Source organism: Minwuia sp., from assembly GCF_048263705.1.
Taxonomy (GTDB): domain Bacteria; phylum Pseudomonadota; class Alphaproteobacteria; order Minwuiales; family Minwuiaceae; genus Minwuia.
The window spans coordinates 351,675-376,926 of record NZ_JBLXDV010000003.1 but is presented as its reverse complement, the minus strand read 5'-3'; the positions used below and the strand labels follow the sequence as shown (position 1 = coordinate 376,926).

Genomic DNA, 25,252 nt, shown 5'->3' with positions numbered 1-25,252 from the left:
CAATGAGTGCCCCCTGCGACCGGTCTTTGGCTTAGCCCCGGGAGGAAGGTGACATGGCGACGACCGCGCAACAGATCCGGTCCTGGACGGGGCCGACGATACTCAGTTTCGGGTTTCGTCCGTTCTTCCTGCTGGCCGGAATCTGGGCCGCTCTGGCGATGGTCCTGTGGGTCCTTTTCCTCAGCGGCGGGATCGCATTGCCGACCGCTTTCGATGCGGTGTCGTGGCACGCGCATGAAATGCTGTTCGGATATCTGGGGGCGGTGTTCGCCGGATTCCTTATGACGGCGGTGCCGAACTGGACAGGTCGGCTGCCGGTTGTTGGCTGGCCGCTGGCTTGTCTGGTCCTGACCTGGCTGGCGGGGCGTCTGGCGGTCGCCCTCTCCGGTTACGATCCCGTTGCCGCGGCGGTCGTGGATATGGCCTTCCCGCTTTCACTGGCCCTGGTGATCGGGCGTGAAGTCATTGCGGGCCGGAACATCCGGAATCTTCCGGTGCTGGCCTTGCTTGCCGGCTTTGTTGCCGGGAACCTGCTGTATCACCTGTCGGCCTTCCAGGGAGAGTTTGCCGCCGAGGGCCTGGGGTTCCGGCTGGGCATCTCGGTGGCCGTGATGATGATCGCGCTGATCGGCGGGCGCATCGTGCCGAGTTTCACCGGCAACTGGCTGGCAAAGCGGGGAAGCCGGTACCGTCCGGTGCCGTTCAGCCCGGTGGACCGGGCGATACTGCTGTACAGCCTTGCCGCACTGATGCTCTGGATCGCTCTCCCTGTCCACCAGGCGACGGCCATCGCCCTCGTTCCGGCCGGGATTGCCCACCTCTGGCGCCTTTCAAGGTGGCACGGGCATCGCACGGTGGCGGAGCCTCTCGTCTGGATACTGCATGTGGGATATCTGTTCGTGCCGCTGGGCTTTCTCTCGACCGCCGCGGCGGCGGTCGGCTGGCTCACGCCCGGGACCGCGCTGCATGTCTGGATGGCCGGCGCGATCGGGGTGATGACGATGGCCGTCATGACCCGTGCGAGCCTGGGACACGGCGGCCGGCCGATGACGGCGACGCCGATGACGCAGGTCGCATATCTGCTACTGCTCGGCGCGGTGGTGGCCCGGTTCGCTTACGGTCTCGGAGCGAATTCCGACCTTCTGCTGCATCTCTCTGCCGGCTTCTGGATCGCGGCCTTCGCGACGTTCGTGATTTCGTACTGGACGGTTCTGGTCCGTCCGCGCAGGAGTGAGCCGTGACGGTTCACGCGGATTCTGACAAAGGAACGCTTTCGCTCGCCAGGTGAGGGAATGCCGGCAGCATGGGCCAGTGAGCAGGTTGCCCGCCTTTCGCTTTGCCAAAAGTGGTCGGTGGCTCGAAACGATGTGTCTTTCAGGACATCAACAAGCCGCGACCGCGGCGAACTTACGTCGTTTCACTGCGTGAAAAGACGTTGGTGGAGCTTAGCGATGTTCGTTTGAACGCTGGCTGCTCTCGTCGTTTCGACGAAACGATTGCCGCAACACCAAAATTTGAGCGAACTTCCGTCGTTTCACTGCGTGAAAAGACGTTGGTGGAGCCGAGGGGAATCGAACCCCTGACCTTCGCATTGCGAACGCGACGCTCTCCCATCTGAGCTACGGCCCCACACGCCCGGACGCGTGCGCCGGGCCGCCCGTCTATAGGGGCGGACCCGGCAAACTGTCAAGCCGCGTTTCTTGCGGTTCAGGCCTTGGCCAGTGCCTGTTCCAGATCGGCGATGATGTCGTCGATATGCTCGATGCCGATCGACAGGCGGACATAGGAATCCGATACGCCCGAGGCGATCTGCTCCTCAGCCGTCAGCTGGCTGTGGGTGGTGGTTGCCGGATGGATGGCCAGGCTGCGCGCATCGCCGATATTGGCGACGTGGTAGAACAGTTCCAGCGCGTTGATGAAGGCCGCACCGGCTTCCTTGCCGCCCTTGATCTCGAAACCCAGCAGACCGCCGAAGCCGCCTTTCAGATAGGTTTCCGACCGGCGTTTGGCCTCGCCTTCCTGCAGGCCTGCGAAGATCACCTTCTCCACCTTGTCGTGACCCTTGAGATAGTCGGCGACCTTGATGGCATTCTCGCAGTGGGCCCGCATACGCAGCGGCAGGGTTTCCAGTCCCTGGATGAACTGGAAGGCGTTGAACGGGCTCATGGCGGCACCCAGGTCGCGCAACAGGGTCACCCGTGCCTTGATGATGTAGGCGATGGGGCCGAGCGGCTTCACCGCCTCGCTCCAGACCGCGCCGTGATAGCTGGGGTCCGGCGTGTTCAGCGCGGGCTGGCGTTCGGGAATCGCGTCCCATTCGAAGGTGCCGCTGTCGACGATCAGCCCGCCGATCGAGGTGCCGTGACCGCCGATGTACTTGGTCGTCGAATAGACGATCACCGCCGCCCCATGGTCGAACGGACGGCACAGGATCGGTGCCGCGGTATTGTCCATGATCAGTGGGATGCCCAGCGGCCGGCCGATGTCTGCGACTTCCTTGATCGGGAAGACCGACAGCTTCGGGTTCGGCAGGGTTTCCGCGTAATAGGCGCGGGTACGCTCGTCTGTGGCGTTGGCGAAGTTCTGGGGGTCGGACGGGTCGACGAAGCGGACCTCGATGCCCTGATCCTTCAGCGTGTTCGCGAACAGGTTCCAGGTGCCGCCGTACAGATCGGTCGACGAGACGATGTTGTCGCCGGAGCGGGCGAGATTCTGGATCGCCATGGCGCTGGCAGCCTGACCCGACGCGACGGCGAGGGCGGCCACGCCACCTTCCAGCGCGGTCACACGCTGTTCCAGCGCATCGCAGGTCGGGTTCATGATGCGGGTGTAGATGTTGCCCAGTTCCTTCAGTGCGAACAGGTTCGAGGCGTGCTCGGTGTTCTGGAACTGATACGATGTGGTCTGATAGATCGGCACGGCGACTGCGCCCGTGGTCGGGTCGGCGCGATGTCCGGCGTGCAGGGCGATGGTTTCGGGATTCTTGCTTTCGACGCTCATCTTTGAGGCTCCTTCAGGTCTAAAAAGAAGCCAGCGGAGGGGCCGAAAATGCATCGGCGCGTTCCTGAAAGTTCAGCGATGGGCGGAAACTGCTCCGCACGTCAGGCTGAACCCGGGGCGGCGCTCGGTCCAAGAGCAGACCACCTCTTTAGCTGTATTTCTGTCCGGTTTCCCGGCCAAGCGCCCGCAAGCTGGCTCAAATCGGCGCTTCCGGGCAGGAAGCTATGGCGGCCTGCGATCCCTGTCAAGCGATGCTGCCCGCGGAACATGGATTGAGTGACCCGGCACGATCCGGCACACTCCGGTCCGGTATATCTGGGGAGGATGAGATGACCGTACAGGAACTTGATGGCCTGATCGAACTGTTGACCGCGCGCCCGCAGCCGGAGAACCCGACACCGGGTGAGATGCGCGAGCGCTTCGACAAGCTGGCGCAGTTCCTGCCACTGCCCAACGACGCGCAGGTCACGGCGGTCGATGCCGGGGGCGTGCCTTCCGAGTGGGTGTCTGCGCCGGGCGTGTCCGGGGATCGCGTGATCTTCTATCTGCACGGCGGTGGCTATGTCATCGGATCGGTCACGACGCATCGGCGGCTGGCCTATGATTTCTCGAAGGCCGCGGATGCGCGCGTGCTTGTGGTCGATTACCGGCTTGCACCGGAACATCCCTACCCGGCCGCCGTCGAGGACGCCGTGGCCGCTTACCGGTGGCTGCTGGGGCAGGGGACCAGCCCGTCGAACATCGCAATCGCCGGCGACTCCGCGGGCGGCGGGCTGACGATGGCAACGCTGGTCAGCCTGCGCGACCGGAAGATCGATCTGCCCGCCTGCGCGGTGCCGATGTCGCCCTGGGTCGATCTGGAAGGCGTCGGTGACAGCATGACCTCGAAGCACGATGTCGATCCGATGGTGCAGAAAGCCGGACTGGACCGGATGGCGGCGTTCTATGTCGGGGACGCGGATTACCGCGATCCACTGGTCTCCCCGATGCACGCCGACCTCAGCGGTCTGCCGCCCCTGCTCATCCAGGTCGGTACACGCGAGACCTTGCTGGACGATGCGCGCCGGCTGCATGAGAAGGCGCTGGCGGATGGCGTGATCTCCTCGCTGGAAGAGGCCGGCGGCATGGTCCATGTCTGGCATCTGTTCGCGCCGATGCTGTCCGAGGGCCGCGACGCCATCGACCGCGCGGGGGCCTTCATGAAAACCCATGCGGTCGGCTGATACCGAAGCTTACGGACCATCCATGGTGGTGCCCGGACACGGTTGAGACCGCTGGTGCCGTGATCCCGTTCGAAAAGGAGCTGTCATGGCCGACCCGTCCGTCGAGCCGGTGCCGACCGTCGATCTGGGACCCCTGTTCGAGGGAGACCGGATCGATACTGTCGTAGAAGCCATTGACGATGCGTTGACGCGGGCGGGCGGGTTTGTCGTCAGCGGTTTTCCCGATGCACAGGGGCTGGATGAACGCGGGCGGCGGATGCTCGAATTCTTCGACCTGCCGCCGTCCGTGCGCATGGCCTGTGCGACTCGCGCGACCAATCCGGACAATGCCAACATCTATCGCGGCTACGTTTCACTGCTGGACGGTGGGAGCTTTGCCCGCAACGAGATGTTCGACATCGGCCCGGCGACGCCGGTGTCGGGACCGCGCATGCCCGGGATCGAGATCCTGAGAGAGCGGAATGCCTGGCCGGCCGAGATGCCGCATGCCGGCTGGCGCGCCGCGATGCTGGGCTGGTACGTGCAGATGCGCCATGTCGGGCTGGCGGTCATGTTCGCCGTCGCCAAGGCGACCGGTGTTGATGCCGCAACGCTGGGCCCGCTGTTTCAGGACGGCAACTCGACCCTTCGGCTGCTGAACTATCCGGAGGATGTGGCGGATGGCGAAGCGCTGGCAGCCGGACGGCATACCGATGGCGCGGGCCTGTCGCTGCTCTGGCAGGGTGAACCGGGCCTGCAGGTGGAAGGACCCGATGGCGTCTGGCGGGATGTGCCGTCCGTATCCGACAGCGTTTCGGTCCATCTCGGCGATGTGCTTGAGGCGGTGACCGACGGCGCGATCCCGGCAACGCCGCACCGTGTGCTGGCCTCCGGCACGCCGCGGCGGTCGATCGGCTTCTTTCTGGAGCCGGCGCTCGGCGCACCGCTGAAGCCTGCACGTGCCGATGCGGAAGATCCTTCGAATACCTACGCGGCCCACCTGCTCAGACGGCTGCGCACCTATGACGGAATCGGCGACTTCATCCCCGATCCATAGGGCCGCAGGCAGGGTCAGTGCGCATCGGCCCAGCTTTCGCCGACCCCGGCTTCGACGGTCAGCGGCACCGACAGGCTTGCGGCACCTTCCATGACGGTCTTCACCAGATCGACCGTCGCGTCCACCTCGTCGTCGGGCGCTTCGAAGATCAGTTCATCGTGCACCTGCAGCAGCATCCGCGTCTTCAGGCCCGCGTCCTTCAGCGCATCGGGGATGCGGATCATGGCGCGCTTGATGACGTCTGCTGCCGAGCCCTGGATCGGGGCATTGATCGCCGCACGTTCCGAAAAGCTGCGCCGGGCGGGGTTCTTGTCCTTGATCCCTGCCAGATGGATGCGGCGTCCATACAGCGTTTCGACGAAGCCGTGCTCCTTGGCCTGTGCCTTCGCCTGATCCATGTAGGCCTTCACGCCGGGATAGCGCTCGAAATAGGCATCGATGAAAGCCTTCGCCTGGCCTTGCGGAATCGCGAGCTGACGCGCCAGCCCGAAGGCGGAGATGCCATAGATGATCCCGAAATTGATCGCCTTGGCCTTGCGCCGCGTGTCTCCGTCCATGTCGGCCATCGGTACGTCGAAGACCTCGGACGCGGTCAGGGCGTGGATGTCCGCGCCATCTTCGAACGCCTGTTTCAGCGCTTCGATATCGGCGATGTGGGCGAGGATGCGCAACTCGATCTGGCTGTAGTCCGCCGAGATCAGCTTGTGCCCTTTCTCGGCGACGAAGGCGCGGCGGATCTTGCGGCCTTCCTCGGTGCGGATCGGGATGTTCTGCAGGTTCGGATCCGATGAGGCCAGCCGCCCGGTGGACGCGCCCGCCATGTGATAGGCGGTGTGCACGCGTCCCGTCTTCGCGTCGATCTCCTTCTGCAGCGCATCGGTGTAGGTGGATTTCAGCTTGGTCAGTTGCCGCCAGTCCAGCAGGCGGCGGGGCAGGTCGTGGCCCTGCACGGCCAGGTCTTCCAGGATATCCGCGCCGGTCGCGTAGGCGCCGGTCTTCGTCTTCTTGCCGCCGTCCAGCCCCATCTTGTCGAACAGGATCTCGCCGAGCTGTTTCGGGCTGCCGAGGTTGAATTTCTCGCCGGCCAGTTCGTGGACCTCGGCCTCCAGCTTCACCGCGCGTTCGGCAAAGTCGTTCGACAGTTCGCGCAGGATATCGGCGTCCACCCTGATCCCCGCCTGCTCCATCTCCGAAATCACCGGGACCAGCGGGCGCTCGATGGTCTCATAGACCGTCGTCATCTTCTCCAGCGCCAGACGCGGTTTCAGCTTCATCCAGAGCCTGAGCGTGATGTCGGCGTCCTCGGCGGCGTAGCCCAGGGCCTTGTCCAGCGGCACATAGTCGAACGTGACCTGTGACTTGCCGGTGCCGGCGACTTCCTTGAACGGAATCGGCGTGTGGTCCAGATAGCGCTGGGACAGTTCGTCCATGCCGTGATTGTGCGACCCCGCGTCCAGCACGAAGGACAGCAGCATCGTGTCATCGATCGGCGTTACCGTGACACCCCCTCCGGCGCGCTCGAGGATCGTGCGGTCGTACTTGATGTTCTGGCCGATCTTCAGGATGCCTGGATCGCGCAGCACGGGCTTCAGGGCATCCATGACCTGATCGACAGGCAACTGGTCGGGCACCTCGTCCGCTTTCGCACCAAGGTCCAGTTCGCCTGCGGGGGCCGAGCCCTTGTGCCGCAGCGGGATGTAGCAGCCGTTTCCGGGCCGGGTGCTCATGGAGATGCCGACCAGTTCCGCAGCGACCGCGTCCAGCGAGGTCGTCTCGGTGTCGATGGCGACATGGCCGGTCCGATGGATGTCGTCGATCCAGCGATCCAGCGCTTCGCGGGTCGTGACGAGTTCGTAGCTCGCCTCATCCAGCGCCGCATCTTCCGCCGGGGCGGGGGTGGGGGCCGCGGTCGATCCCTCGACGCCGAAGCGCGCGCGGACCTTTGCCGTCAGGGTCTTGAACTCGCATTCCTCCAGGAAGCTGACCAGCTTCTCGGCGTCGGGCGGCCCGATCAGGAAATCGTTCAGGCTGTCTTCCAGTGGCACATCGCGCTTCAGGCGCACCAGGTCGCGGCTGATCCGAGCCTGTTCGGCAAATTCGATCAGGTTCTGGCGTCGCTTGGGTTGCTTGATCTCCTCGGCACGGTCCAGCAGCGTGTCGAGATCGCCGTACGCGTCGATCAGTTGCGCTGCTGTCTTGATGCCGATGCCTGGCACGCCCGGCACATTGTCGACCGAGTCCCCGGCGAGTGACTGGATATCGACTACCTTCTCGGGATGGACGAAGAACTTCTCATGCACTTCGGCGATACCGATCGGGCGGTTCTTCATCGGGTCCAGCATGGTGATGTTGTCATCGACGAGTTGCATCAGGTCCTTGTCCGAGGAGACGATGATGACCTTGTGTCCGGCCTCGCGCGCGTGTTCGGCGTAGGTCGCGATGATGTCGTCGGCCTCGAAGCCTTCCAGTTCGATCGACGGCACGCCGAACGCCTTCACCGCCTGCCGGAACATGGGGAACTGCGGGACCAGATCTTCGGGCGCGTCCGGGCGATTGGCCTTGTATGCGGGGTAGATGTCGCTGCGGAAGGTCTTGCCCTTCGCATCGAAGACGACGGCGAAATGGGTGGCCATGTCCGCCTGCAGCAGGCCGTCGATCAGCTTGTAGAGCATGTTGCAGAAACCGGCGACAGCGCCGATGGGCGTCCCGTCCGAGCGGGTGAGCGGAGGCAACGCGTGGTAGGCGCGGAAAATGTAGCCGGAGCCGTCTACCAGATAGACCAGATGGTTTTCGTCATTTGCCATGATGTCGTCCGCTTCCTGTCGTGATCCGTCGCGCTGTCCGAGTCGGCTCTCCGCAGTCTAGAACAAATGAGCAAGTGTCAGCGTATGAAAGCTGCGAAATGCCCGGGAACCTCGATTGGTCCCATGTGACCGGCTTCCTCGACGATCGAGGATGTCCAGGCCGGGTTGGCTTCCCTCAATCTGCGGATGACGGCTTTCGCCGTTTCCGGACCGCGACCGGTTGCAATCAGGTGCACGGGGCAGGAGATGGTGCGATAGGCGTCGGCGCCGACCATCAGGAAACTGACCGATGATGTGTCGTTCCTGATCTGAGGTGCCAAGCGCAGAATGCCTTCTCGCATCCGGGGCGGAATCGTGTCCCAGTCCTGCCCGTTCCAGAGACCGATGAAATCACGCAGCGCGTCTTCGGGCCGGCCTGCATCCATCGCCGGGCCAATCCTGCTGACGGCATCGACGTCGGCGGCGAGCGCTTCGGCATCGTCCGGGTGCGCTCTCAGAACGCCGATGGCGACCGGCTCGACCGCGGTCACCGAACGGATCAGGGGATGCACGGTCCGCGCGACCGTCAGCGACAGCAGTCCGCCCATGGAATGTCCGAAGACATCCACCGGCTCTGCCATATGATCAAGCATGGTTTCCACGACAGTCCGATGCCGTGCGATGGCGTCGTCGCCGTTTTCGATGTGGGTGCCGCCGTAGCCGTCAAAACCGGGGATGATGACGCGCCGACCCGCTTCGACCGCCGCTTCGGCCAGTTTCAGCAGAGTCGCCGGACCGGTTCCCGACGCATGCAGCATCAGTAGCGGGCGCCTGTCGCCGCCGACGTCGAAATACGCGATCTCACCGAAACTGCCGCTGAGCCGTCGTGTGTCCCGGCTCATGCGACCGGATCGACGGGCACATTGTCGATCAGTCGCGCCTTGCCCAGGAATGCCGCTGCGAAGGCCCGCGCCGGCCGGACAGGGCGGCGGACGAGCTCGAAGGTCTCGACGTCGCGTATTTCAAGGTAGTCGATCCCGGCGAACCCCTTGTCCGCAAGCTTCTGCCGGCCCCGGGCGATCACGCGTTCGACGTCGCCGCCCTGGCTGGCGGTCTCGGCCATGTCGGTGAGCACCCGGAAAAGAATGGGCGCGGCGGCCCTCTCTTCTTCGGTCAGGTACCAGTTGCGCGAGGACATCGCCAGACCGTCGCGCTCGCGCACCGTGTCGATGCCCCGGATCTCGACGGGGATGTCCAGATCCCGTGCCATGCGCCGCACGACCTGCAACTGCTGGAAATCCTTCCGCCCGAAATAGGCACGGTCGGGCAGGCTCTGCAGCAGCAGCTTGGTAACCACCAGCGCGACACCCGCGAAATGGCCGGGTCGTGTCGCACCGCACAGGCAGTCCGTGATGCCCCCCACATCCACCGTGGTGGCAAAGCCGGGTGGATACATCTCGTCGGCGTCCGGGGCCCACAGCACATCGACGTCGGCCTGTTCCAGCTTGGCCGCATCCGCCGCCTCGTCGCGCGGATAGGCTTCCAGATCGGACGCCTGATTGAACTGCTTCGGGTTCACGAAGATCGAGACGATGGTGCGGTCGTTCTGGGCCTTCGAATTGCGCACCAGGGACAGGTGCCCGTCATGCAGCGCGCCCATGGTCGGCACCAGTCCGACCGTCTCGCCCGCCGCGCGCCACTCGGCGGTGCACGCGCGCAGTTCCCGCAGGGTACGGATGATCTTCAGTGTGTTCATGACGGAACCGGTTCAGAGCCCCGCGGCCACATCGGGTTTACGATCCGCGCCGCCATCGTGCGCTTCCAGACGTGTCGGCTTGCCGGTCTGCAGCAGCTTCGGCATCGCAGTCGATTCCAGCGCGCGGGGATCGTCCACCCGCTTGACTTGGCCTTCCAGATGCGCGCCGGCTTCCATCGACAGGGAACGGTGCATGATGTCGCCGATGACCCGTGCCGACTTCGACAGGCTCACGTCGCTGCCGCGCACGCGGCCCTCGATGGTTCCCCTCACGACAACTGTTTCGGCAACCACCTCGCCCTTGACGACGGCCTGTTCACCGATCACCAGCCTCTGGCAGTCGATGTCTCCCGTGACCGACCCGTCGATCTGTATTTCGCCATCACTGTAAAGGTCGCCGGTGATGGCCAGACCGTGACTGATCAGCGACGGGGTCGCAGGGACCTTCGCAGCGGGTCTAGTCGCTGGCGTTCTGGATTTTGAAAACATAACGTCCGGCCTCAAAGAAGTTGGCGGGGTCTGTCTGCTTGCCCTCGTACAGCACTTCGTAGTGGACATGACTGCCGGTGCTGCGCCCGGAGGAACCCATTGTAGCAACCTGCTCGTGGAATTTCACCCGCTGTCCCTTCTTGACCAGGATCTTGCGCAGATGGGCATACCTGGTGACGAATCCGAAACCGTGATCGATCTCCACCATCTTGCCGTAGGCCGTCCTGGTGCCGGCAAAGGTAACGACCCCGCCGGCGGTCGCGAAGATCGGCGTGCGGGGCGGGGCGGCGATATCGACACCCTTGTGAAAGGCCGATCGACCGGCGATGGGGTCGCGCCGCTTGCCATAGTTGCTTGAGACATATCCCGACATGGTGGGACGGGTCAGCGGGATATGGCCCATCAGCGTCTGCATCGATTCCCATTGCAGCAGCTCTGCCTCCAGCCGGCTGACCAGACCTTCAAAGGAGTCTTCGGTCTCATTCGCCAGATCATCGTCAAGCGCCACCAGCGGCCCGCCCAGTCCCGAGCTCCGGCGGATCGTCGCGTTCAGCAGGCTGGCGGTCGAAATGCCGGTGCGCGACAGCGTTGCTTCCAAGGTGGCGATGTTCTTGCGCGCCTTCTCGCGGATGCCGCCCAGCAGTTCAAGCTGCGTCTTGCGCACCTGATCCAGCCGGTCTTCCAGCGAGCCGACCGTGCGCGCCAGCGACTGTCCGCGCTGCTCGGCGACCACCTGGTGTGCGTGCGTCTGCGTCAGCGCATCCGAAGTTGCGGCAAGGCGGCGGCGCAGCGACGAATTCGTCCGGTAGGCTTCATCCAGGTCGCTGTTCAGCGCGGCAATCTGAGACGAGAGCCGACGGACTTCCGTGGTCGCCAGTTCGCGGGCTTCGACGATCTGCATCATCTCGTGCCGCTGCGTATCGAGCTTCATGCGCACACTCTGATTGAGCGACGCCGTGGTCTGCAGATCCGATTCCAGGAACCGGAGCTGCGCCTCGCGCTCTCGGCGCTCCTGTATGGCGCGACGGCGTCCTTCCTGAGCGCCGGCCAGTGCGGATCCGGTCTCGACCAGCCGTGTCGAAAGCAGATGGTTCGCGACCTCGCGGTTGCGCAGGCGATCGCGCAGGAAGGCGACCTGCTGGTTCAGATCCTTCGACTGCCGGCGCGTCTGCTGATAGGTCGCCTCGACCTCGGCGAGCTGTGCCTGTGTGCTCAGCAACTGGCTTTCCAGGCTGCCGCGCGCGGAGGCCAGCCGCTGCAGCGCGACGACCTGCCGTGACATCTCGGATGCCGCGTTGGAATAGTAGGCGCGGGTGGCGGCCAGTTCGCCGCCCAGACGCCGACGTTCGCGGTCAAGTCCGGCGATCTTCTGCTGCTGTGCCTCGATCACGCTGCCGCGCGACTGCATCTGGATGGAAGCGAAGACCGTCCAGCCCGCTGCCCCGACCATCAGGGCGAGCGCGCCAGCCTGGACTGCGGTCCTGAGCCGTACGAACCTGACGCGTCCGTCCACGCGTACGAATAGCTCACGTTCCTGCAGAATTCTTCTGCGAAAATTATTAAATGACAATTTCTTAAGCCGTTTATTTAAAGTGAAAAATTGGCCAACTGCCCGGTTGCCGGACGTTGCGCCGCGCCCTCTCGTCATCGCGGCGGATAGAACCTCAAAACATGTTTGATTTCAACGATGAATCGAGACTTCTTCACGAAAACACCGGTATCGGACCTCTGTCAGGAAGATCCGGCGGTCGCAGCACGGGCGAGCGGTTCGTAGAGTGAGGGGGGCATCAGCGCCTGCTGTCGCGCCAACGTGTTGAACGGCCTTTTCAGGTTGCCGTCGAAGTTCCGGGTGACCAGTTCGCGCCAGTATGCATCGACGTTGGTACACTTCTGTTCCGCGAGCCTGCGGAACCAGATGCTGCCCAGCCGGACATGCCCGATTTCGTCGTTGTATATGATCTGCAGAATGTCGGCGCTGCGATCATCCCGGTGCCGTCGCAGCCGCTCGATCATCGGCAGGGTGACGTCCAGCCCGCGGGCCTCCAGCACCATGTGGGCGACGGCGAGCCGCGCGCACGGATCATGCGCGGTACGGTCTGCCGCCTCCCAGAGGCCATCATGTGCGGGGAGGTCGCCATAGGTCGATCCGAGGTCCGTGAGCCGGTCCTGGAGCAGCATGAAATGCCGGGCCTCATCGGCCGCCACCGAAAGCCAGTCGGTCACGAATGCGGGTCCGATGGCGGCCCCGAACCGTCCGGCGATATCGACCGCCAGATCGATCGCATTCAGCTCGATATGAGCGATCGCATGCAGCAGTGCGATGCGGTTGTGCAAGGCACCGCCCTTGCGCCGCCTTGGCATGTCGCGCGGTGCCAGCAGGCGCGGTCGATCGGGGCGGCCCGGTCGCGCGGCCATCGCCGTATCGCCGAGGGCGCTCAGTGCACCATTGTTCCAGTCATCGGCGAGTTGACGGGCACATGACGCCTTGCGGACGGGATCTGCTGTCCCCAGAACCTGACGCGCAGCCTGCGTGAAGGTCTGCGGCGTGCCGCTCATGCGTTGTGGATGGCTTCCAGAACGGCCTCGGCGTGGCCTGGCACCTTCACCTTGCGCCAGACCTGCTGGATCTTGCCTTCCGGGCTGATCAGGTAGGTCGAGCGTTCGATACCCATCGACTTCTTGCCGTACATGTTCTTCTCGACCCACACGCCATAGTCTTCGCACACCTGACCGTCCTCGTCGGAACCGAGAATGATCCCCAGATCATGCTTGGCCTTGAACTTGTCGTGCTTGGCGACGGTGTCCTTCGAGACGCCGACGACCACCGCGTTGGCCTTCTTGAAGTCGGCGGCCAGCCCGGTGAAGGCGATCGCTTCCTTCGTGCAGCCCGGCGTGTCGTCGCGCGGGTAGAAATAGAGCACCACATACTTGCCGGCGAGATCCTTCAGGCTGACCGAGCCGCCGCCATCCGTCGGCATGTCAAATGACGGGGCCTGATTGCCTTCCACGGGTCCGTTGTTCATCTGTCTGCTCTCCTCTGCGTTCAGGTGGCGCTGTCGCCGACGATCCGGTCGAAACAGTCCCGGATGTCAGCCTGCGCCTTGATAACAGCATTTCTTACGTCAGCGAAATCGGAATGGTTCAGGCTCGACGCCAGCAGACGCCGGAAGTCGGCTGATGCCTGATCTTCGACGAAGCGATGGCTGTGGCACAGCCTCAACAGCGTCTGCGCACCCTTGAGATGCCGGTAGGCGTCACGCAGTGCCGCGTGGTCGCGGTCATCCAGCAGTCCGCAACGGTGCAGGTTGTCCAGTGCCTCAACGACATGCCCGCGAACGATCGCGTGATGCTGGTCCGCATGCGCCAGGATCAGGAACTGGATCAGGAACTCAAGATCGACCAGCCCGCCCCGAACGTGTTTCAGCGACCAGATATCCCTGGTCCGGTGCTGCATGTCGATCTTCTGGCGCATGTCGCGCACGGCGGTGGCCAGCTCGTCAGGATCGCGCGGCTTCTCGATGATGCCGCACAGCACGTCGGTCAACCGCTGCTGCAGCCCCTGCGGTCCCGCGACGACCCGCGCGCGGGTGGCCGCCATGATCTCCCAGGTCCATGCGTCGTTCTGCATGTAGGTCGCGTAGGCCGTCAGTGGCACGGCGACCGCGCCCTTGTTGCCCGAAGGGCGCAGCCGCATGTCGACTTCGTAGAGCTGGCCTTCGCTGGTCAGGGTGGTGATCGCGGAGATGAACCGCTGGCTCAGACGCGTGAAATACGGGCCGATCTGCAGGCTCGCGTCTCCGTCGGAGGCACGATGCTCGGTGGTGTCGTCGTAGACGAAGATCAGATCGAGATCGGATCCGAACGTGAGTTCCCGCGCGCCCAGCTTGCCCATTGCGATCACGGCCATGCCGCTGCCGGGTATCCATCCGTGCCGCTGTGCGACCTGCTTTTCGACCTCGGGCAGCAGCGCGCGCAGGGATGTTTCTGCGACGGCGGTCAGACCTTCGCCGGTCCGGTCGAAGTCCAGCTGCCGCGTCAGCAGGCCCACGCCGATGTCGAACTTGCGATCGTTCGCGAAGCGGCGCACGGCATCCAGCACGCCTTCGTAGTCCTCGGCCATCGACATTTCCCGGTCGCAGTGGACCTGAATGTCGTCGGGATCGTCGGCGGCCTCTTCGCCGGGTTCCAGCAGCGTATCCAGCAGGCTGACGTTGCGGCCCAGCGTTTCGGCCAGCGCCGGCGCACCGCCCATGATGCGTGCCAGCAGATGCAGCAGTTCCGGATTGGCATTCAGCAGCGACATGAACTGGATGCCCGTCGGCAGCCGTCCCAGAAAGCGATCGAAGTTCGCCAGTGCGGTATCCGGACTGGCTGTCTCGGACATCGCCGTCAGGATCGACGGGGCGAGGTTGGTCAGCATCTGGCGCGCGCGGGTCGTGCGCATGGCCCGGTGCCGGCCCGCGTGCCAGTTTCGCACGGTCGAGATGACGCCGGACGGCGTACTGAAGCCGAGTTTGGTCAGCGTCTCGATGGTGCCGGGGTCATCGTCGGTACCGGTAAAGACCAGATTGCCGTGGTCCGACGCCAGGCTGGGCTGTTCGGCGAACAGTTCGGCATAATGTTCCGCGACCCGCCGCATGTGATCGGTCAGCGCATCGCCGAAAGCCTGCCTGTCCGGGAAGCCCGAGAACCTGGCCAGCCGTTCGAGCCCTTCATCGCTCTCCGGCAGCTTCTGCGTCTGCGCGTCATCCAGCATCTGCAACCGGTGTTCGATGTTCCGCAGGTGCACATATGCCTTCTTCAGATCGTCGGCCACCTGCGGTTCGACCCGTTCGGTTTCCACCAGGGCGTCGATGGCGTCGAGCGTCGCCGGTCTGCGCAGGCGCGGGTCCCGTCCACCGGCGATCAACTGCTGCGTCTGGGCGAAGAACTCGATCTCCCGGATGCCCCCGCGACCCACCTTGATATCGTGTCCTGCGACGGCCAGCCGGTCGTGCCCCTTGGTCGCGTGGATCTGGCGCTTGATCGACTGGATATCGGCGATGGCCGCGAAATCCAGCGATTTCCGCCAGATGAAGGGCTGGAGTTCCTCCAGAAACCATTCCCCGAGTTCTAGATCGCCGGCGGCCGCGCGTGCCTTGATCATGGCGGCCCGCTCCCAGTTCTGGGCCAGGGTCTCGTAATAGCTCAGCGCAGTCTCCAGCGCGACGGCGAGCGGGGAGACGGAGGGGTCAGGGCGCAGCCGCAGGTCGGTCCGGAAGACATACCCGTCGCCGGTGCGCTCCTGCATCAGTTGCATCAGCGTGCGCACCATGCGCGACAGATGATCCTGCAGGTTGCGCTTTCCGGTGTATTCGATCCGGTCGGGATCATAGATCACGATAAGGTCGATATCGCTGGAGTAGTTCAGTTCGAACGCGCCCATCTTGCCCATCGCCAGTATGGCGACGCCGCAGCCCGTCGTCGGATTGGCCGGATCGGGAAGGACCATCTCGCCCTTGGCGGCTGACTGGGCCAGCAGATAGCCGAGCGCGGTCTCGACGGCCATCGCGGCGAGATCGGCAAGATTGCGTGTCACCCAGTGCAGGTCATGCACGCCGCCCAGGTCGGCCAGCGCGATCAGCAGTGCCGCCCGGCGCTTGGCACGGCGCAACTGCGTCGACACGGCCCTGCTGGATGCTGTCGCATCAGGTCGCGCGGAAAGCTCTGCGAAGACTTCGGCCATCGCCTGATCGGGATCGCGATCCATCAGCGAACAGACCAGATCGCTCTCACGCATCACCAGATTGGTCAAATAAGGGCTTCCAGCGAACACGCCATCAAGCAATGATCGGAAACGGTCGTGATCGTACGGCCCGCTATCGTTCCCGGCCTGGTCCTGCGTTTCGCGGGCACGTGTCGTCCGCCACTTGTCCCAGGCGCGATCAATCGCCGTCAGGTCCGCGGGTTCCGGGGTGGTCTTGATCAGGTCGGCAAAAGAGGACACGGCAATCACAAAATCAGAGGATGATATCGAACCTGCGGTGTCGGACCGGGCGGGTCAAGACGGTTCATCCGCGGGGCGCAAAGGTGCGCGTGTGACACGCGTCCTGATCAGGATTCCTCTCTATGCCATCGGTGCGCTCTTTGCCAGCGTCGCCATCCTGGCCGTCGTCGCGGGCTGGCGGCTCTCCGAAGGCCCGCTGCCCGTCAGTTTCCTGACCCCCTATATCCAGTCCGGCATCACCGGGCTGCCCGAAGGCTGGACGCTGGATGTCGGCGAGACCTTCGTCGACTGGGAGGGTGAGGAAAACAATCTTCTGATCCGCGCGAAGGATGTCGGCTTCATCAACGAGAACCGGCAGCGCGTGCTCTCGATCCCGGATGTCGGCTTCTCGATCCACGGCGACGCACTGCTGCGCGGACAGATCGAGCCGCGCGACATCATTGCCAGGGACGTCAACCTGGTGCTGACGCGCGGCGAAGCAGGCTTCTGGCGGCTGGGTATCGGACGCGTGGCCGAAACCCGGCCCCGGGATACGGATGATGCGGCGATGACAGCGCGCGCATCGGAACTGTTCGGGCCGGTCGGACTGGACGGTCGGCGTTCGGGATTGCTGGGCCGGTTGCGGGTGCTGGTCCTGCGCGAGACCCGGATCCTGATCGTCGATGATGTGGTCGATCGCGTGTATGAACTGGATGCGCGGCGGATTGCGATGCGGGGTGGTGAAACCGGCATCGGTATCGTTGCGGATGCCGACTTCAGGACACGCGACCTGTCCGTACCCATGCGTGCGGATCTGGTCTACCGGCCGGACGGCGAGGCGGTGACGGGCGTTGTCGGATTCGAGCAACTGTCGTTGCCCCGGCTCGCGAAGGCGTTCGATGGTCCGACCGCGATGGAAGGGCTGGATTTTCCGGTCTCGGGCACGGTGCGCTTCACCATGACGGCGGATACGGGGCTTGCCCCTCTGGAGCTCGACCTGCAAGCGGGTGCGGGAGAGTTTGATCTGACGGGCCTGTTCGCAGCCGCCCTGCCGGTTCGGGCTGCCTCGCTCAGCGCCACGCTGCATGCCGGGGACAGAAGTCTTGATATTTCGGCGCTCAGCTATGATGCGGGAGATTTCGTCGCCGAGGCCAGCGGCACCATAGGCATGAGTGAGCAGGGGCCGTCGATTGCGCTTGCGATCAGAAGCGAAGCGGTTCCGATGGCCCGCGTGACCGCCTTCTGGCCGACCCAGCACGCCAGAAACGTGCGCACGTGGCTGGACCAGAACATGAAAGCCGGGACGGCCAGGGAGGTGTCGGCGACACTCAATCTGACGCCTGAAACCTGGCGTCTGCCAGATCCGCAGCCGGATGCGTTCGATGTTTCCTTTGCTTTCGATGGTGCCCGCATACGTCTGCTGGATCCCTTCGAGCACTTCACGGATGCCTCCGGGCGGCTTCATGTCGATGGCAGGTCCCTGTCGATCGAAACGATCGCGGGACGCTTCGGGGAACTCGCGCTGTCCGATGGCACGGTTACCATCGAAGACTTCTCGAAGAGTCCGGCCTGGCTGCGTTCCGATTTCGTCACCCGGGGTTCGATCGCCGAAACTGCCGAAGCCTTTCTGCGCGGCCCGCTGGCCGCTGCGGTTCCGGATGCGGATACGGTGCTGGGGATCGGCGGTACCGCGGCCGCGCGCATCCAGATCGGGCTGCCACTGTCGGCGAACACGAGGTTGGATCAGGCACAGTTCGCAGCCAGTGCCAATCTGACCGATGTGGTGGCCGATGGCGTCCTGGGCAGGCTTCCGCTGCGGGCGCAATCGCTGGTGCTGAAACTGGACGACCGTCACCTTGAACTGGAAGGAACGGTCCGCAGCGAACGCTCCTGGGCGGATGTCCAGTGGATCGAACACTTCAGCCGGTCCGATCCCGTGGCCCGTCAGATCGGCTTTTCAGGCAACGTCGATGTCGAGGATATCGCGGCATTCGGCCCCGAAGTCGCGAAATACCTTTCTGGAGTTCTTGCCGCCAAGGGGGTGGTTCGCGAAGCCCCTGACGGGTCCGTCGAGGCCACACTGAACGCAGAGCTGTCCGGCACAGCCGTGTCCGTGCCCGCACTCGGCTTCCTGAAGGGGGCGGGCGAACCGGGGACGATGGATTTCAACGTCACCCGGTCGGCTTCCGGCGAGATCGAGATTGCCGGGTTGCGGGCCGATCTGCCGGGCTTGCTGGTGCGCGGTGACCTGTCGCTCAACAATGCCGGCGAGCTGCGCAGCACGCGCCTGGAGCAGGTCAATCTGAGCAACAGCCAGCTTTCGCTTGTCGTCCGCACGGTCGGCGAGGGGCAGTGGCAGGTTCAGGCCACTGGTCCGAGATTCGATCTGCGGCCCTGGCTGGCGCGCATCGAGCAACAGGATACGGCGGGGGCGGGGTTCGACGGCTCCTCGCTGGATCTCGCGGTCGACGAACTCATCCTGTCCGATGGTGTTGTTCTGAAGGATGCGGTTGGAAATCTGGTGCTGGGCGACCCGCTGCCGACCGGCGACCTGCGCGGGGTGTTCAACAATGCGGCAGCCGTCCAGCTCAACACGTCGGTCGAGGCCGGCATCTGGCAGTTCAACCTTTCGTCCGCCGATGCCGGAGCGGTCCTGACCGGGCTGGGGCTGGGAAACGCGATCCGGAACGGGCGCCTGCGCGTTCGGGGGAGCGCCCAGTCCGCGGCAGCCTTTCAGGGCATGGCGACAATCGAGGACTTCACGCTTTCGGAAACCCCGACGTTCGCCAGGATGTTTTCGCTTGCCTCGTTCACCGGGATCGGAGAGGCGCTTTCGGGCCGTGGCCTCTCGTTCTCGCGCGCCGAGATGCCTTTTGCCTATCACGACCAGCGGCTGAATGTGCGCAAGGGCCGTATGGCAGGACCGTCCGTCGGCCTGACTGCCGAGGGTTACTATCGGTTTGACAATGATGAACTGAGGTTTGTCGGCAATCTCATTCCCGCCTATTCGATCTCAAGCGTACTGGGCGCGATACCGCTGCTCGGATCGATCCTGGGTGGCGATCAGGGTCTGTTCGGCGTGACCTATGTCGTCGAGGGGACTGCCGGCAGCCCGGTGGTGAAGGTGAATCCGCTGTCGGCGCTGGCGCCGGGTATCCTGAGGCGCATGTTCCTGGAACCGGTCGACGAGAAGCCGATCGAATTTCCGCCGTCGAACGAGGTACAGGGATCGCGATGAAACTGCTGGAAAACCGATGGCGCGGCCCGGGACTGGGCCCGGTAGAGGGAATCGCCGATGGCGAGGTTCTGCGGGATGCAGACATACCGGTGCGGCTGATGGCGCAATGCCCGATCGCCCATGAGACGCCGCTGCTCGACTGCGATCCGGCGGCCCGTGATCTGGGTATTGCAGGCCTGTTCCTGAAAGACGAACGGGATCGCCTCGGGCTCGGCAGTTTCAAGGCACTTGGGGCGGCCTATGCGATCGCCAAGCGCGCCGCGGCGACCGGTGCGGACGATATGGCCAGCGCGCTTTCAGGGCAGACCTTCGTATGTGCAAGCGCGGGCAATCACGGTCTGTCGATGGCCGCGGGAGCGTCCCTGTTCGGCGCAGATTCGGTGGTCTTCCTCTCGGACACGGTGCCCGAGAGCTTCGCCGCGCGGCTGCGCCGGAAAGGCGCCAAGGTGATCCGGTCGGGTGCGGTCTACGAGGACAGCATGGCCGCAGCGGTCGATGCGGCGGCGGCGAACGGATGGCACCTGCTCTCCGACAGCACATGGCCGGGTTACAGCACGCCCGCGGTGGATGTCATGGAGGGCTATCTGATTATGGGGGCGGAAGTGGTGCGCCAGGTTCCGTGTGCGCCGACCCACATTTTCCTGCAGGCCGGGGTGGGTGGACTGGCAGCCGCATGTGCCGCGTCCGCGCGCGCCGCCTGGGGGACGGGACCGCAGATCATCGTCGTCGAACCGGATCGTGCGCCCGCGCTGTACGAAAGCATCCTGGCGGGCGCGCCCGTCGCCACCTCGGGTGGCGTTTCCGCGATGGGCCGGCTGGACTGCAAGGAACCGTCGCATGTCGCGCTGAAATATCTGGCGCGCGAGGCCGATCACTTCATGCTGATCACCGAGCAGGAATGTGCCGACACGGTGACATGGCTGTCGGGGCACGGCGTTGTGACAAGTCCGTCCGGTGCCGCCGGCGTGGCGGGTCTGCGTGCGGCCGCACAGGCGCTGGATATCGGCGCTCAATCCCACGTTCTCGCCTATGTTTCCGAGGGGGCGCAGGATGGTGATGGCTGATTTCCCGCAGGCCGAGTTCGAGGCGCGTACCGAGAAGGCCCAGCGGGCCATGGCCGCCGCCGGAATGGACGCCCTGTTCCTGACCACCGAGGCGGAGATCCGCTATTTCACCGGATTCAGGACGCTGTTCTGGCAAAGCCCGACGCGGCCCTGGTTCCTGATCGTGCCGCGCGCGGGCAAGCCGATAGCCATCATTCCGGAGATCGGGCGGGCGCTTATGCGGGCGACCTGGCTGGATGATATCCGCACCTGGTCCTCCCCGGCGGAGCAGGACGACGGCATCAGCCTGCTGGTAGAGGTGCTGTCGGCGTCCGGCACGGTCGGCATGCCGATGGGACGCGAAGCGACGTTGCGCATGCCGCCGGCTGATTTCGAGCGGCTGCGAGAGCAGGCCGGTTTCGATCCGGTCGATGCGACGCCACTGGTCCAGGCGCTGCGCATGGTGAAGTCCGAAGCGGAGATCGAGATCATCTCGGCGATCTGCGGGATCGCTTCCTCGGGTTTCGAGAATGCGGCCAATCTGTTTCATGTGGGCCAGTCCCTGGAGGATGCCTTTCGCGCCTTCCGCATCGACCTGATCCGCCAGGGTGCCGACGATGTGCCCTATCTGGTGGGCGGCGCGGGACAGGGCGGCTATGCGGACGTCATTTCCCCGCCGGATGACACACCGCTGCGCGCGGGCGATGTCCTGATGCTGGATACCGGGGCGACGCTGAAGGGGTACTATTGCGATTTCGACCGGAACTGGGCCTTCGGTCATGCGAGTGACGCGGCGAAACGCGCCTACGCCACGCTTTACAGGGCGACGAACGCCGCGCTGGATGTGGCCCGGCCCGGGGCCACCTGCCGTGATCTATTCCTGGCGATGCAACAGGTCATCGGTCAGGGCGGCAGCGATGTCGGTCGGTTCGGACACGGGCTGGGGATGCAACTGACCGAAGCGCCTTCGCACATCGATTTCGACCGGACCGTGCTGCGGGAGAACATGGTGCTGACGCTGGAACCCAGCATGGTCGTGGAGGGAGATCGCATCATGGTGCACGAAGAGAACATCGTGATCCGGTCGGGCGCGCCGCAATTGCTTTCGCGGCGTGCGCCGGCTGAACTGCCGATCCTGTCATGACCGAACCGCTGGCTTTCGAAACCGACGGGGGTGCCGGGGCCAACGGCGCTTTCGGTCTGATTGTCCTGCAGTCCGACGAGACCATGGAGGTCGAGTTCCGGCCGGTCTTCGAACGGGCGGGCGTCGCGCTCTATCATGCGCGGATTCCGAGTGCGCCGGACGTGTCGCCCGCTTCCCTTGCCGCGATGAAGCAGGAACTGCCGCGCGGTGCCAGTCTGTTTCCGGCGACGGGCGGGCTGGACGTGATCGCCTATGCCTGCACCTCCGGTGCAACGATCATCGGTCCGGAGCAGGTGGAGGCGGCGGTCCGCGACATTCATCCGACAACACGGGTCACCAATCCGATCACGGCGGCGATGGCTGCGCTGGAAACGGTGAAAGTGCGCCGGATCGGATTCCTGACGCCTTATGTGGCCGAAGTGTCGGCAGCCATGCGCAGCCTGCTGGAGAGCAACGGTTTCGAGATCGCGGCGTTCGGATCCTTCGAGCAGGAGAACGAGGCGACGGTGGCCCGGATTACCGAACGTTCGCTGCTGGAAGCCATCTGCCGGATCGGTGCCCCGGATGAGGTTGAAGCCGTCTTCGCGTCCTGCACCAACCTGCGCAGCTTCGGCATCATCGAAGAGGCGGAGAAACGACTCGGCAAGCCCGTGATCACCAGCAATCAGGCCCTGGCCTGGCACATGCTGACCCTGGGTGGGCAGGATATCTCATGTGTTGGGCCAGGTAACCTTTTCAAACACTTGTGACGTACTATTCAACTGATCGCTGAATTCATCGTTGTGCAGAAATGGATCAGTGCCGGCTCGTTGCGCCCATAGGTCACATGATCCTGCATCGCCGACATGTGGCCGTGCTGAATGCCTTCACTCAACGGGAAGTCCTCACCATCGACGGTCAGGATCGCCAGATCGATGTTCTTCTCGTAATAGGCCTTCGCCTTCTCGCTGACGACAGGCTCGGGCGTATAGACCGAGATTTCAACGCGGCACCGGTCCGGTGCGCCATCGGGATAGGCGCGCCACATCTCCACATGACCCGCCTGCACGACGAAGGTCACATTCGGGAAGAAGGTGTAGATGATCGCTGTTTCCGGGATCAGACGCCAGTCGTCCGGCGCGCGGTCTTTCAACTCCAAGATCCGGCGGCGCGGCAGGGTCAGCCGGGAATTGCGGCCGAATGCGTCGAAGGCCATCAGGTTGGAAAAGAAGATCGGTCCGACCGAATCCCGGTGCAGGTACTGAAGGTGGTAGCCTTCCATGAAGGTCTCGGGGCTGAGCTTCCAGTTCATCTGCCGTCGGATCGTGAGGCTGCGATAGTGGTGAAAGCCCTCGAAACCGTAGGCGGCCAGATCGCGCTGCATGCCGCCCAGCGCCGCATCGATGTCCATCGCGCCTTCGGGCTGCACGAAGATCAGACCGTATTTCTCGATGGCATGGAGTTCTTTCAGACCATGTGCTGCCTTGTCGACGCTCTCGAAGTCCCTGCCCGAGGGGATCGTCTGCAGCTTGCCGTCCAGTGTGTAGGTCCAGGCGTGATAGGGGCAGGTAAACCGCCGCGCACTGCCGCAACCGTCGACCAGCCGCGCGCCGCGGTGACTGCAGATGTTCACAAAGGCCCGAACCGCGCCCTCGCGGTCCCGGCAGATCAGTGTTGGAACACCGGCGATGTCCTCGGTGACGTAATCGCCGGCAGAGGCGATGCGGTTGCTCATGCCGATCAGAACAGGCCATTGCCGGAAGGCAGTTTCAACTTCCCGCGCCAGACGATCGGGGCAGGTGTAGCTGCTGACCGGGTTGCGATGAATCTTGTCCGCATAGGTCGTCGTGCCGTCGTCGATGTGGTCGAACAGCCGGCGTACCATCTGCACCTGATCGTCATGGCGCATGTCAGGTCAACTCCGGCAGGCCGAGATGTTTGCGAATGCGGCCGTGGAAGTGGGCCAGCGTCGGCTCGTTCCTGCCGTAATAGACGCGGTCCTGCATGCCTGATGCGACGTTCTGCTGAATCAGCGCGCCGAGCGGGAAATCCTCGCTTTCGACGGTCTTCATCGCGAGATTGAAGTTCTTGCGCCAGAATTTTTCCGCCTTTTCGGAGGTCGGCTTTTCGGGCACGCACATCGACAGTTCGATCTCGGCTTCGCCGGGATTGTCGCCGGACGGGCTGACACGCCAGACCTCAGCCTGCAGCGACCCCTGGATGATCAGCGTCGCATTGGCGAAAAGGCCGTACACGAATCCGATATAGGGGAAGACATCCACATCGTTCATGTCGACGCCCTGAAGCTCGCTCAGCGTCTTGCGGGCGATCACCATGCGATGATGATCGCCGAATGCATCGAAGGTCGTCAGGTTGGAATGGATGATGGGATCGATGGTCGCCCGGTGCAGCGTGGAGATGTGATAGGTCTCCATGAAGGTATCCAGCACGAATTTCCAGTTCATCGGCCGCGTGATCCGGATGCTGTCGAAGTAGTGGTAGTTCTGGAAATCCCAGTCGCCGATTTCATCCGCCATCGGTGCAATCGGTGAATCGACCGCAGGCGCATCCGGATTGATCGGCCCGACCCAGATCAGGCCGTGTTCTTCGGTGACCGGTATCTCGCGCAGGCCGTGCGTTTCCTTGTCGACACCCTCGAAGCTGCGGGCATCCGGGATGCCTTTCAGGGCGCCTTCCAGCGTGTAGGTCCAGGCGTGGTAGGGGCAGGAGAACATCTTCATGCCACAGCCTTCGCCCTCGACCAGTCGCGCGCCGCGGTGACGGCATACGTTCACGAAACACCGGGCGATCCCGTCCTTGCCGCGCACCAGCACCAGCGGCACGCCGTCGATGCTGTCGGCATAATAGTCACCGGGACTGGCGATGCGCGGCGACATGGCCATGAAGACCGGTCGATCGCGGAAGAACGTCTGCCGCTCGCGCGCATGTCGCTCGGCATCCTGATAGCTTGACATCTCGTTGATGAAGACCTTGTCGGTGGTCGCGGTCGACCCCTCATCCAGATGCTTCATCAGACGACGCATCAGGTCCAGCTGCTTGTCCCTGCGCATGTTCTGATCTCCCCGGCGAAATATTAGTACACTAGCGTACTATCTCTCGCCGGGGCGTCGAAGTCAAGATTCCGGTGTGTCGGTGACCTTCGGCCAGTAGGTGCCGAAATTCCAGAACTGGCCCTCGGGATCACGGCATCCGAATTCGCGGCTGCCATAGTCCGTGTCTTCCAGTTCCCGTTCGATAACGGCACCCGCTTCTCTGGCGCGGGCATAGAGGGCGTCGATGTCGTCGACGGCCAGATAGATCGACTGGCCGCCCGCGTTCTCGCCGGGCGCACCGACTGACTTGCTGAAGTCGTCATCATGGTGGTCGCCCAGCATCATCATCGCGGACCCGAAGGCGATCTGCGCATGTGCGACACCGCCCTTGCCGTCATCCACGACATAGTGGCGCGCGAAGCCGAAAGCCTTTTCCAGCCAGTCGATCATGGCTTTCGAGTTTCTGTAGCGGCGTGTCACGAAAATGCGGGGGGCTTCGATTGTCTGGTTCATGAGGTGCTCCTGAAACTGTTGCCGGCACAT

19 protein-coding genes and 1 tRNA gene are annotated in these 25,252 nt (G+C 64.0%); 7 read left to right on the top strand and 13 right to left on the bottom strand.

Annotated features, from left to right (window positions below; all coding sequences use genetic code 11):
• The first annotated feature begins 53 nt into the window (after window positions 1-53).
• The gene (locus tag ACN0X7_RS06630) at window positions 54-1,241 is read left to right on the top strand and encodes an NnrS family protein (protein WP_417515377.1); all 1,188 of its coding nucleotides are present in this window, start codon (window positions 54-56) and stop codon (window positions 1,239-1,241) included.
• A gap of 312 nt (window positions 1,242-1,553) precedes the next feature.
• On the opposite strand, the gene ACN0X7_RS06625 is transcribed toward ACN0X7_RS06630, so the two are convergent.
• Together ACN0X7_RS06625 and ACN0X7_RS06620 are read right to left on the bottom strand one after the other, a co-directional pair.
• Window positions 1,554-1,629: transfer RNA gene (locus tag ACN0X7_RS06625), tRNA-Ala, on the bottom strand.
• 78 nt (window positions 1,630-1,707) lie between these two features.
• A complete protein-coding gene (locus ACN0X7_RS06620) occupies window positions 1,708-3,000 on the bottom strand; it encodes an O-acetylhomoserine aminocarboxypropyltransferase/cysteine synthase family protein (protein ID WP_417515375.1) in 1,293 nt (430 codons plus the stop codon).
• A 329-nt stretch (window positions 3,001-3,329) separates the two neighbouring features.
• On the opposite strand from ACN0X7_RS06620, the gene ACN0X7_RS06615 reads away from it, so the two are divergent.
• Together ACN0X7_RS06615 and ACN0X7_RS06610 are read left to right on the top strand one after the other, a co-directional pair.
• The gene (locus tag ACN0X7_RS06615; RefSeq protein ID WP_417515373.1) at window positions 3,330-4,223 is read left to right on the top strand and encodes an alpha/beta hydrolase; all 894 of its coding nucleotides are present in this window, start codon (window positions 3,330-3,332) and stop codon (window positions 4,221-4,223) included.
• A gap of 85 nt (window positions 4,224-4,308) precedes the next feature.
• Window positions 4,309-5,259, top strand: coding sequence for a 2OG-Fe(II) oxygenase family protein (locus tag ACN0X7_RS06610; RefSeq protein ID WP_417515371.1), 951 nt, complete (start codon window positions 4,309-4,311; stop codon window positions 5,257-5,259).
• A gap of 14 nt (window positions 5,260-5,273) precedes the next feature.
• Here the strand turns inward: ACN0X7_RS06610 and polA are convergent, their stop codons facing one another.
• From polA to ACN0X7_RS06570, 8 genes are all read right to left on the bottom strand, one after another.
• Window positions 5,274-8,063, bottom strand: a complete 2,790-nt coding sequence (gene polA / locus ACN0X7_RS06605) for a DNA polymerase I (RefSeq protein WP_417515369.1) — start codon at window positions 8,061-8,063, stop codon at window positions 5,274-5,276.
• A gap of 77 nt (window positions 8,064-8,140) precedes the next feature.
• Window positions 8,141-8,944 (bottom strand): alpha/beta fold hydrolase, encoded by an 804-nt coding sequence (locus ACN0X7_RS06600; protein ID WP_417515367.1) that lies wholly within the window; start codon window positions 8,942-8,944, stop codon window positions 8,141-8,143.
• Window positions 8,941-9,798 carry a pantoate--beta-alanine ligase gene (panC, locus tag ACN0X7_RS06595; protein ID WP_417515365.1) on the bottom strand — a complete coding sequence of 286 codons (858 nt, stop codon included), beginning with the start codon at window positions 9,796-9,798 and terminating at the stop codon, window positions 8,941-8,943. The genes ACN0X7_RS06600 and panC overlap by 4 nt, the downstream gene beginning before the upstream one ends.
• Window positions 9,799-9,810: 12 nt before the next feature.
• The gene (locus ACN0X7_RS06590; RefSeq protein WP_417515363.1) at window positions 9,811-10,287 is read right to left on the bottom strand and encodes a bactofilin family protein; all 477 of its coding nucleotides are present in this window, start codon (window positions 10,285-10,287) and stop codon (window positions 9,811-9,813) included.
• On the bottom strand, window positions 10,256-11,800 hold the full coding sequence (locus ACN0X7_RS06585) for a peptidoglycan DD-metalloendopeptidase family protein (RefSeq protein WP_417515361.1): 1,545 nt from the start codon (window positions 11,798-11,800) through the stop codon (window positions 10,256-10,258). Before ACN0X7_RS06585 ends, ACN0X7_RS06590 begins: the two co-directional genes overlap by 32 nt.
• 218 nt (window positions 11,801-12,018) lie before the next feature.
• Window positions 12,019-12,843: a ferritin-like domain-containing protein gene (locus ACN0X7_RS06580; protein WP_417515359.1), complete on the bottom strand. Its 825-nt coding sequence runs from the start codon at window positions 12,841-12,843 to the stop codon at window positions 12,019-12,021.
• Window positions 12,840-13,310: a peroxiredoxin gene (locus ACN0X7_RS06575; protein ID WP_417515357.1), complete on the bottom strand. Its 471-nt coding sequence runs from the start codon at window positions 13,308-13,310 to the stop codon at window positions 12,840-12,842. The genes ACN0X7_RS06580 and ACN0X7_RS06575 overlap by 4 nt, the downstream gene beginning before the upstream one ends.
• 20 nt (window positions 13,311-13,330) lie before the next feature.
• Entirely contained in the window at window positions 13,331-16,273 is a 2,943-nt protein-coding gene (locus tag ACN0X7_RS06570) for a bifunctional [glutamine synthetase] adenylyltransferase/[glutamine synthetase]-adenylyl-L-tyrosine phosphorylase (RefSeq protein ID WP_417515355.1), read from the bottom strand.
• 91 nt (window positions 16,274-16,364) lie between these two features.
• Between ACN0X7_RS06570 and ACN0X7_RS06565 the strand changes: the two genes are divergently transcribed.
• Genes ACN0X7_RS06565 through ACN0X7_RS06550 form a run of 4 tightly spaced genes read left to right on the top strand, consistent with a single transcriptional unit; the run spans window position 16,365 to window position 22,426 of the window.
• A complete protein-coding gene (locus ACN0X7_RS06565; protein ID WP_417515353.1) occupies window positions 16,365-19,490 on the top strand; it encodes an AsmA-like C-terminal domain-containing protein in 3,126 nt (1,041 codons plus the stop codon).
• Complete coding sequence (locus ACN0X7_RS06560; RefSeq protein WP_417515351.1) at window positions 19,487-20,554, top strand: pyridoxal-phosphate dependent enzyme; 1,068 nt, start codon at window positions 19,487-19,489, stop codon at window positions 20,552-20,554. The genes ACN0X7_RS06565 and ACN0X7_RS06560 overlap by 4 nt, the downstream gene beginning before the upstream one ends.
• The gene (locus ACN0X7_RS06555; RefSeq protein WP_417515349.1) at window positions 20,541-21,677 is read left to right on the top strand and encodes a M24 family metallopeptidase; all 1,137 of its coding nucleotides are present in this window, start codon (window positions 20,541-20,543) and stop codon (window positions 21,675-21,677) included. Before ACN0X7_RS06560 ends, ACN0X7_RS06555 begins: the two co-directional genes overlap by 14 nt.
• The gene (locus ACN0X7_RS06550; RefSeq protein ID WP_417515347.1) at window positions 21,674-22,426 is read left to right on the top strand and encodes an Asp/Glu racemase; all 753 of its coding nucleotides are present in this window, start codon (window positions 21,674-21,676) and stop codon (window positions 22,424-22,426) included. The genes ACN0X7_RS06555 and ACN0X7_RS06550 overlap by 4 nt, the downstream gene beginning before the upstream one ends.
• A gap of 8 nt (window positions 22,427-22,434) precedes the next feature.
• On the opposite strand, the gene ACN0X7_RS06545 is transcribed toward ACN0X7_RS06550, so the two are convergent.
• The 3 genes from ACN0X7_RS06545 to ACN0X7_RS06535 form a co-directional block, all read right to left on the bottom strand.
• The gene (locus ACN0X7_RS06545; RefSeq protein WP_417515345.1) at window positions 22,435-23,565 is read right to left on the bottom strand and encodes an aromatic ring-hydroxylating oxygenase subunit alpha; all 1,131 of its coding nucleotides are present in this window, start codon (window positions 23,563-23,565) and stop codon (window positions 22,435-22,437) included.
• A gap of 1 nt (window position 23,566) precedes the next feature.
• On the bottom strand, window positions 23,567-24,727 hold the full coding sequence (locus tag ACN0X7_RS06540; protein WP_417515342.1) for an aromatic ring-hydroxylating oxygenase subunit alpha: 1,161 nt from the start codon (window positions 24,725-24,727) through the stop codon (window positions 23,567-23,569).
• 63 nt (window positions 24,728-24,790) lie between these two features.
• Window positions 24,791-25,222: a VOC family protein gene (locus ACN0X7_RS06535; protein WP_417515340.1), complete on the bottom strand. Its 432-nt coding sequence runs from the start codon at window positions 25,220-25,222 to the stop codon at window positions 24,791-24,793.
• Window positions 25,223-25,252: the final 30 nt, after the last annotated feature.

Coding starts and splice junctions, on each gene's coding strand:
- ACN0X7_RS06630 (WP_417515377.1), top strand. CDS start 54: ATGGCGACGACCGCGCAACAGATCCGGTCCTGGACGGGGCCGACGATA.
- ACN0X7_RS06620 (WP_417515375.1), bottom strand. CDS start 3,000: ATGAGCGTCGAAAGCAAGAATCCCGAAACCATCGCCCTGCACGCCGGA.
- ACN0X7_RS06615 (WP_417515373.1), top strand. CDS start 3,330: ATGACCGTACAGGAACTTGATGGCCTGATCGAACTGTTGACCGCGCGC.
- ACN0X7_RS06610 (WP_417515371.1), top strand. CDS start 4,309: ATGGCCGACCCGTCCGTCGAGCCGGTGCCGACCGTCGATCTGGGACCC.
- polA (WP_417515369.1), bottom strand. CDS start 8,063: ATGGCAAATGACGAAAACCATCTGGTCTATCTGGTAGACGGCTCCGGC.
- ACN0X7_RS06600 (WP_417515367.1), bottom strand. CDS start 8,944: ATGAGCCGGGACACACGACGGCTCAGCGGCAGTTTCGGTGAGATCGCG.
- panC (WP_417515365.1), bottom strand. CDS start 9,798: ATGAACACACTGAAGATCATCCGTACCCTGCGGGAACTGCGCGCGTGC.
- ACN0X7_RS06590 (WP_417515363.1), bottom strand. CDS start 10,287: ATGTTTTCAAAATCCAGAACGCCAGCGACTAGACCCGCTGCGAAGGTC.
- ACN0X7_RS06580 (WP_417515359.1), bottom strand. CDS start 12,843: ATGAGCGGCACGCCGCAGACCTTCACGCAGGCTGCGCGTCAGGTTCTG.
- ACN0X7_RS06575 (WP_417515357.1), bottom strand. CDS start 13,310: ATGAACAACGGACCCGTGGAAGGCAATCAGGCCCCGTCATTTGACATG.
- ACN0X7_RS06560 (WP_417515351.1), top strand. CDS start 19,487: ATGAAACTGCTGGAAAACCGATGGCGCGGCCCGGGACTGGGCCCGGTA.
- ACN0X7_RS06555 (WP_417515349.1), top strand. CDS start 20,541: ATGGTGATGGCTGATTTCCCGCAGGCCGAGTTCGAGGCGCGTACCGAG.
- ACN0X7_RS06550 (WP_417515347.1), top strand. CDS start 21,674: ATGACCGAACCGCTGGCTTTCGAAACCGACGGGGGTGCCGGGGCCAAC.
- ACN0X7_RS06545 (WP_417515345.1), bottom strand. CDS start 23,565: ATGCGCCATGACGATCAGGTGCAGATGGTACGCCGGCTGTTCGACCAC.
- ACN0X7_RS06540 (WP_417515342.1), bottom strand. CDS start 24,727: ATGCGCAGGGACAAGCAGCTGGACCTGATGCGTCGTCTGATGAAGCAT.
- ACN0X7_RS06535 (WP_417515340.1), bottom strand. CDS start 25,222: ATGAACCAGACAATCGAAGCCCCCCGCATTTTCGTGACACGCCGCTAC.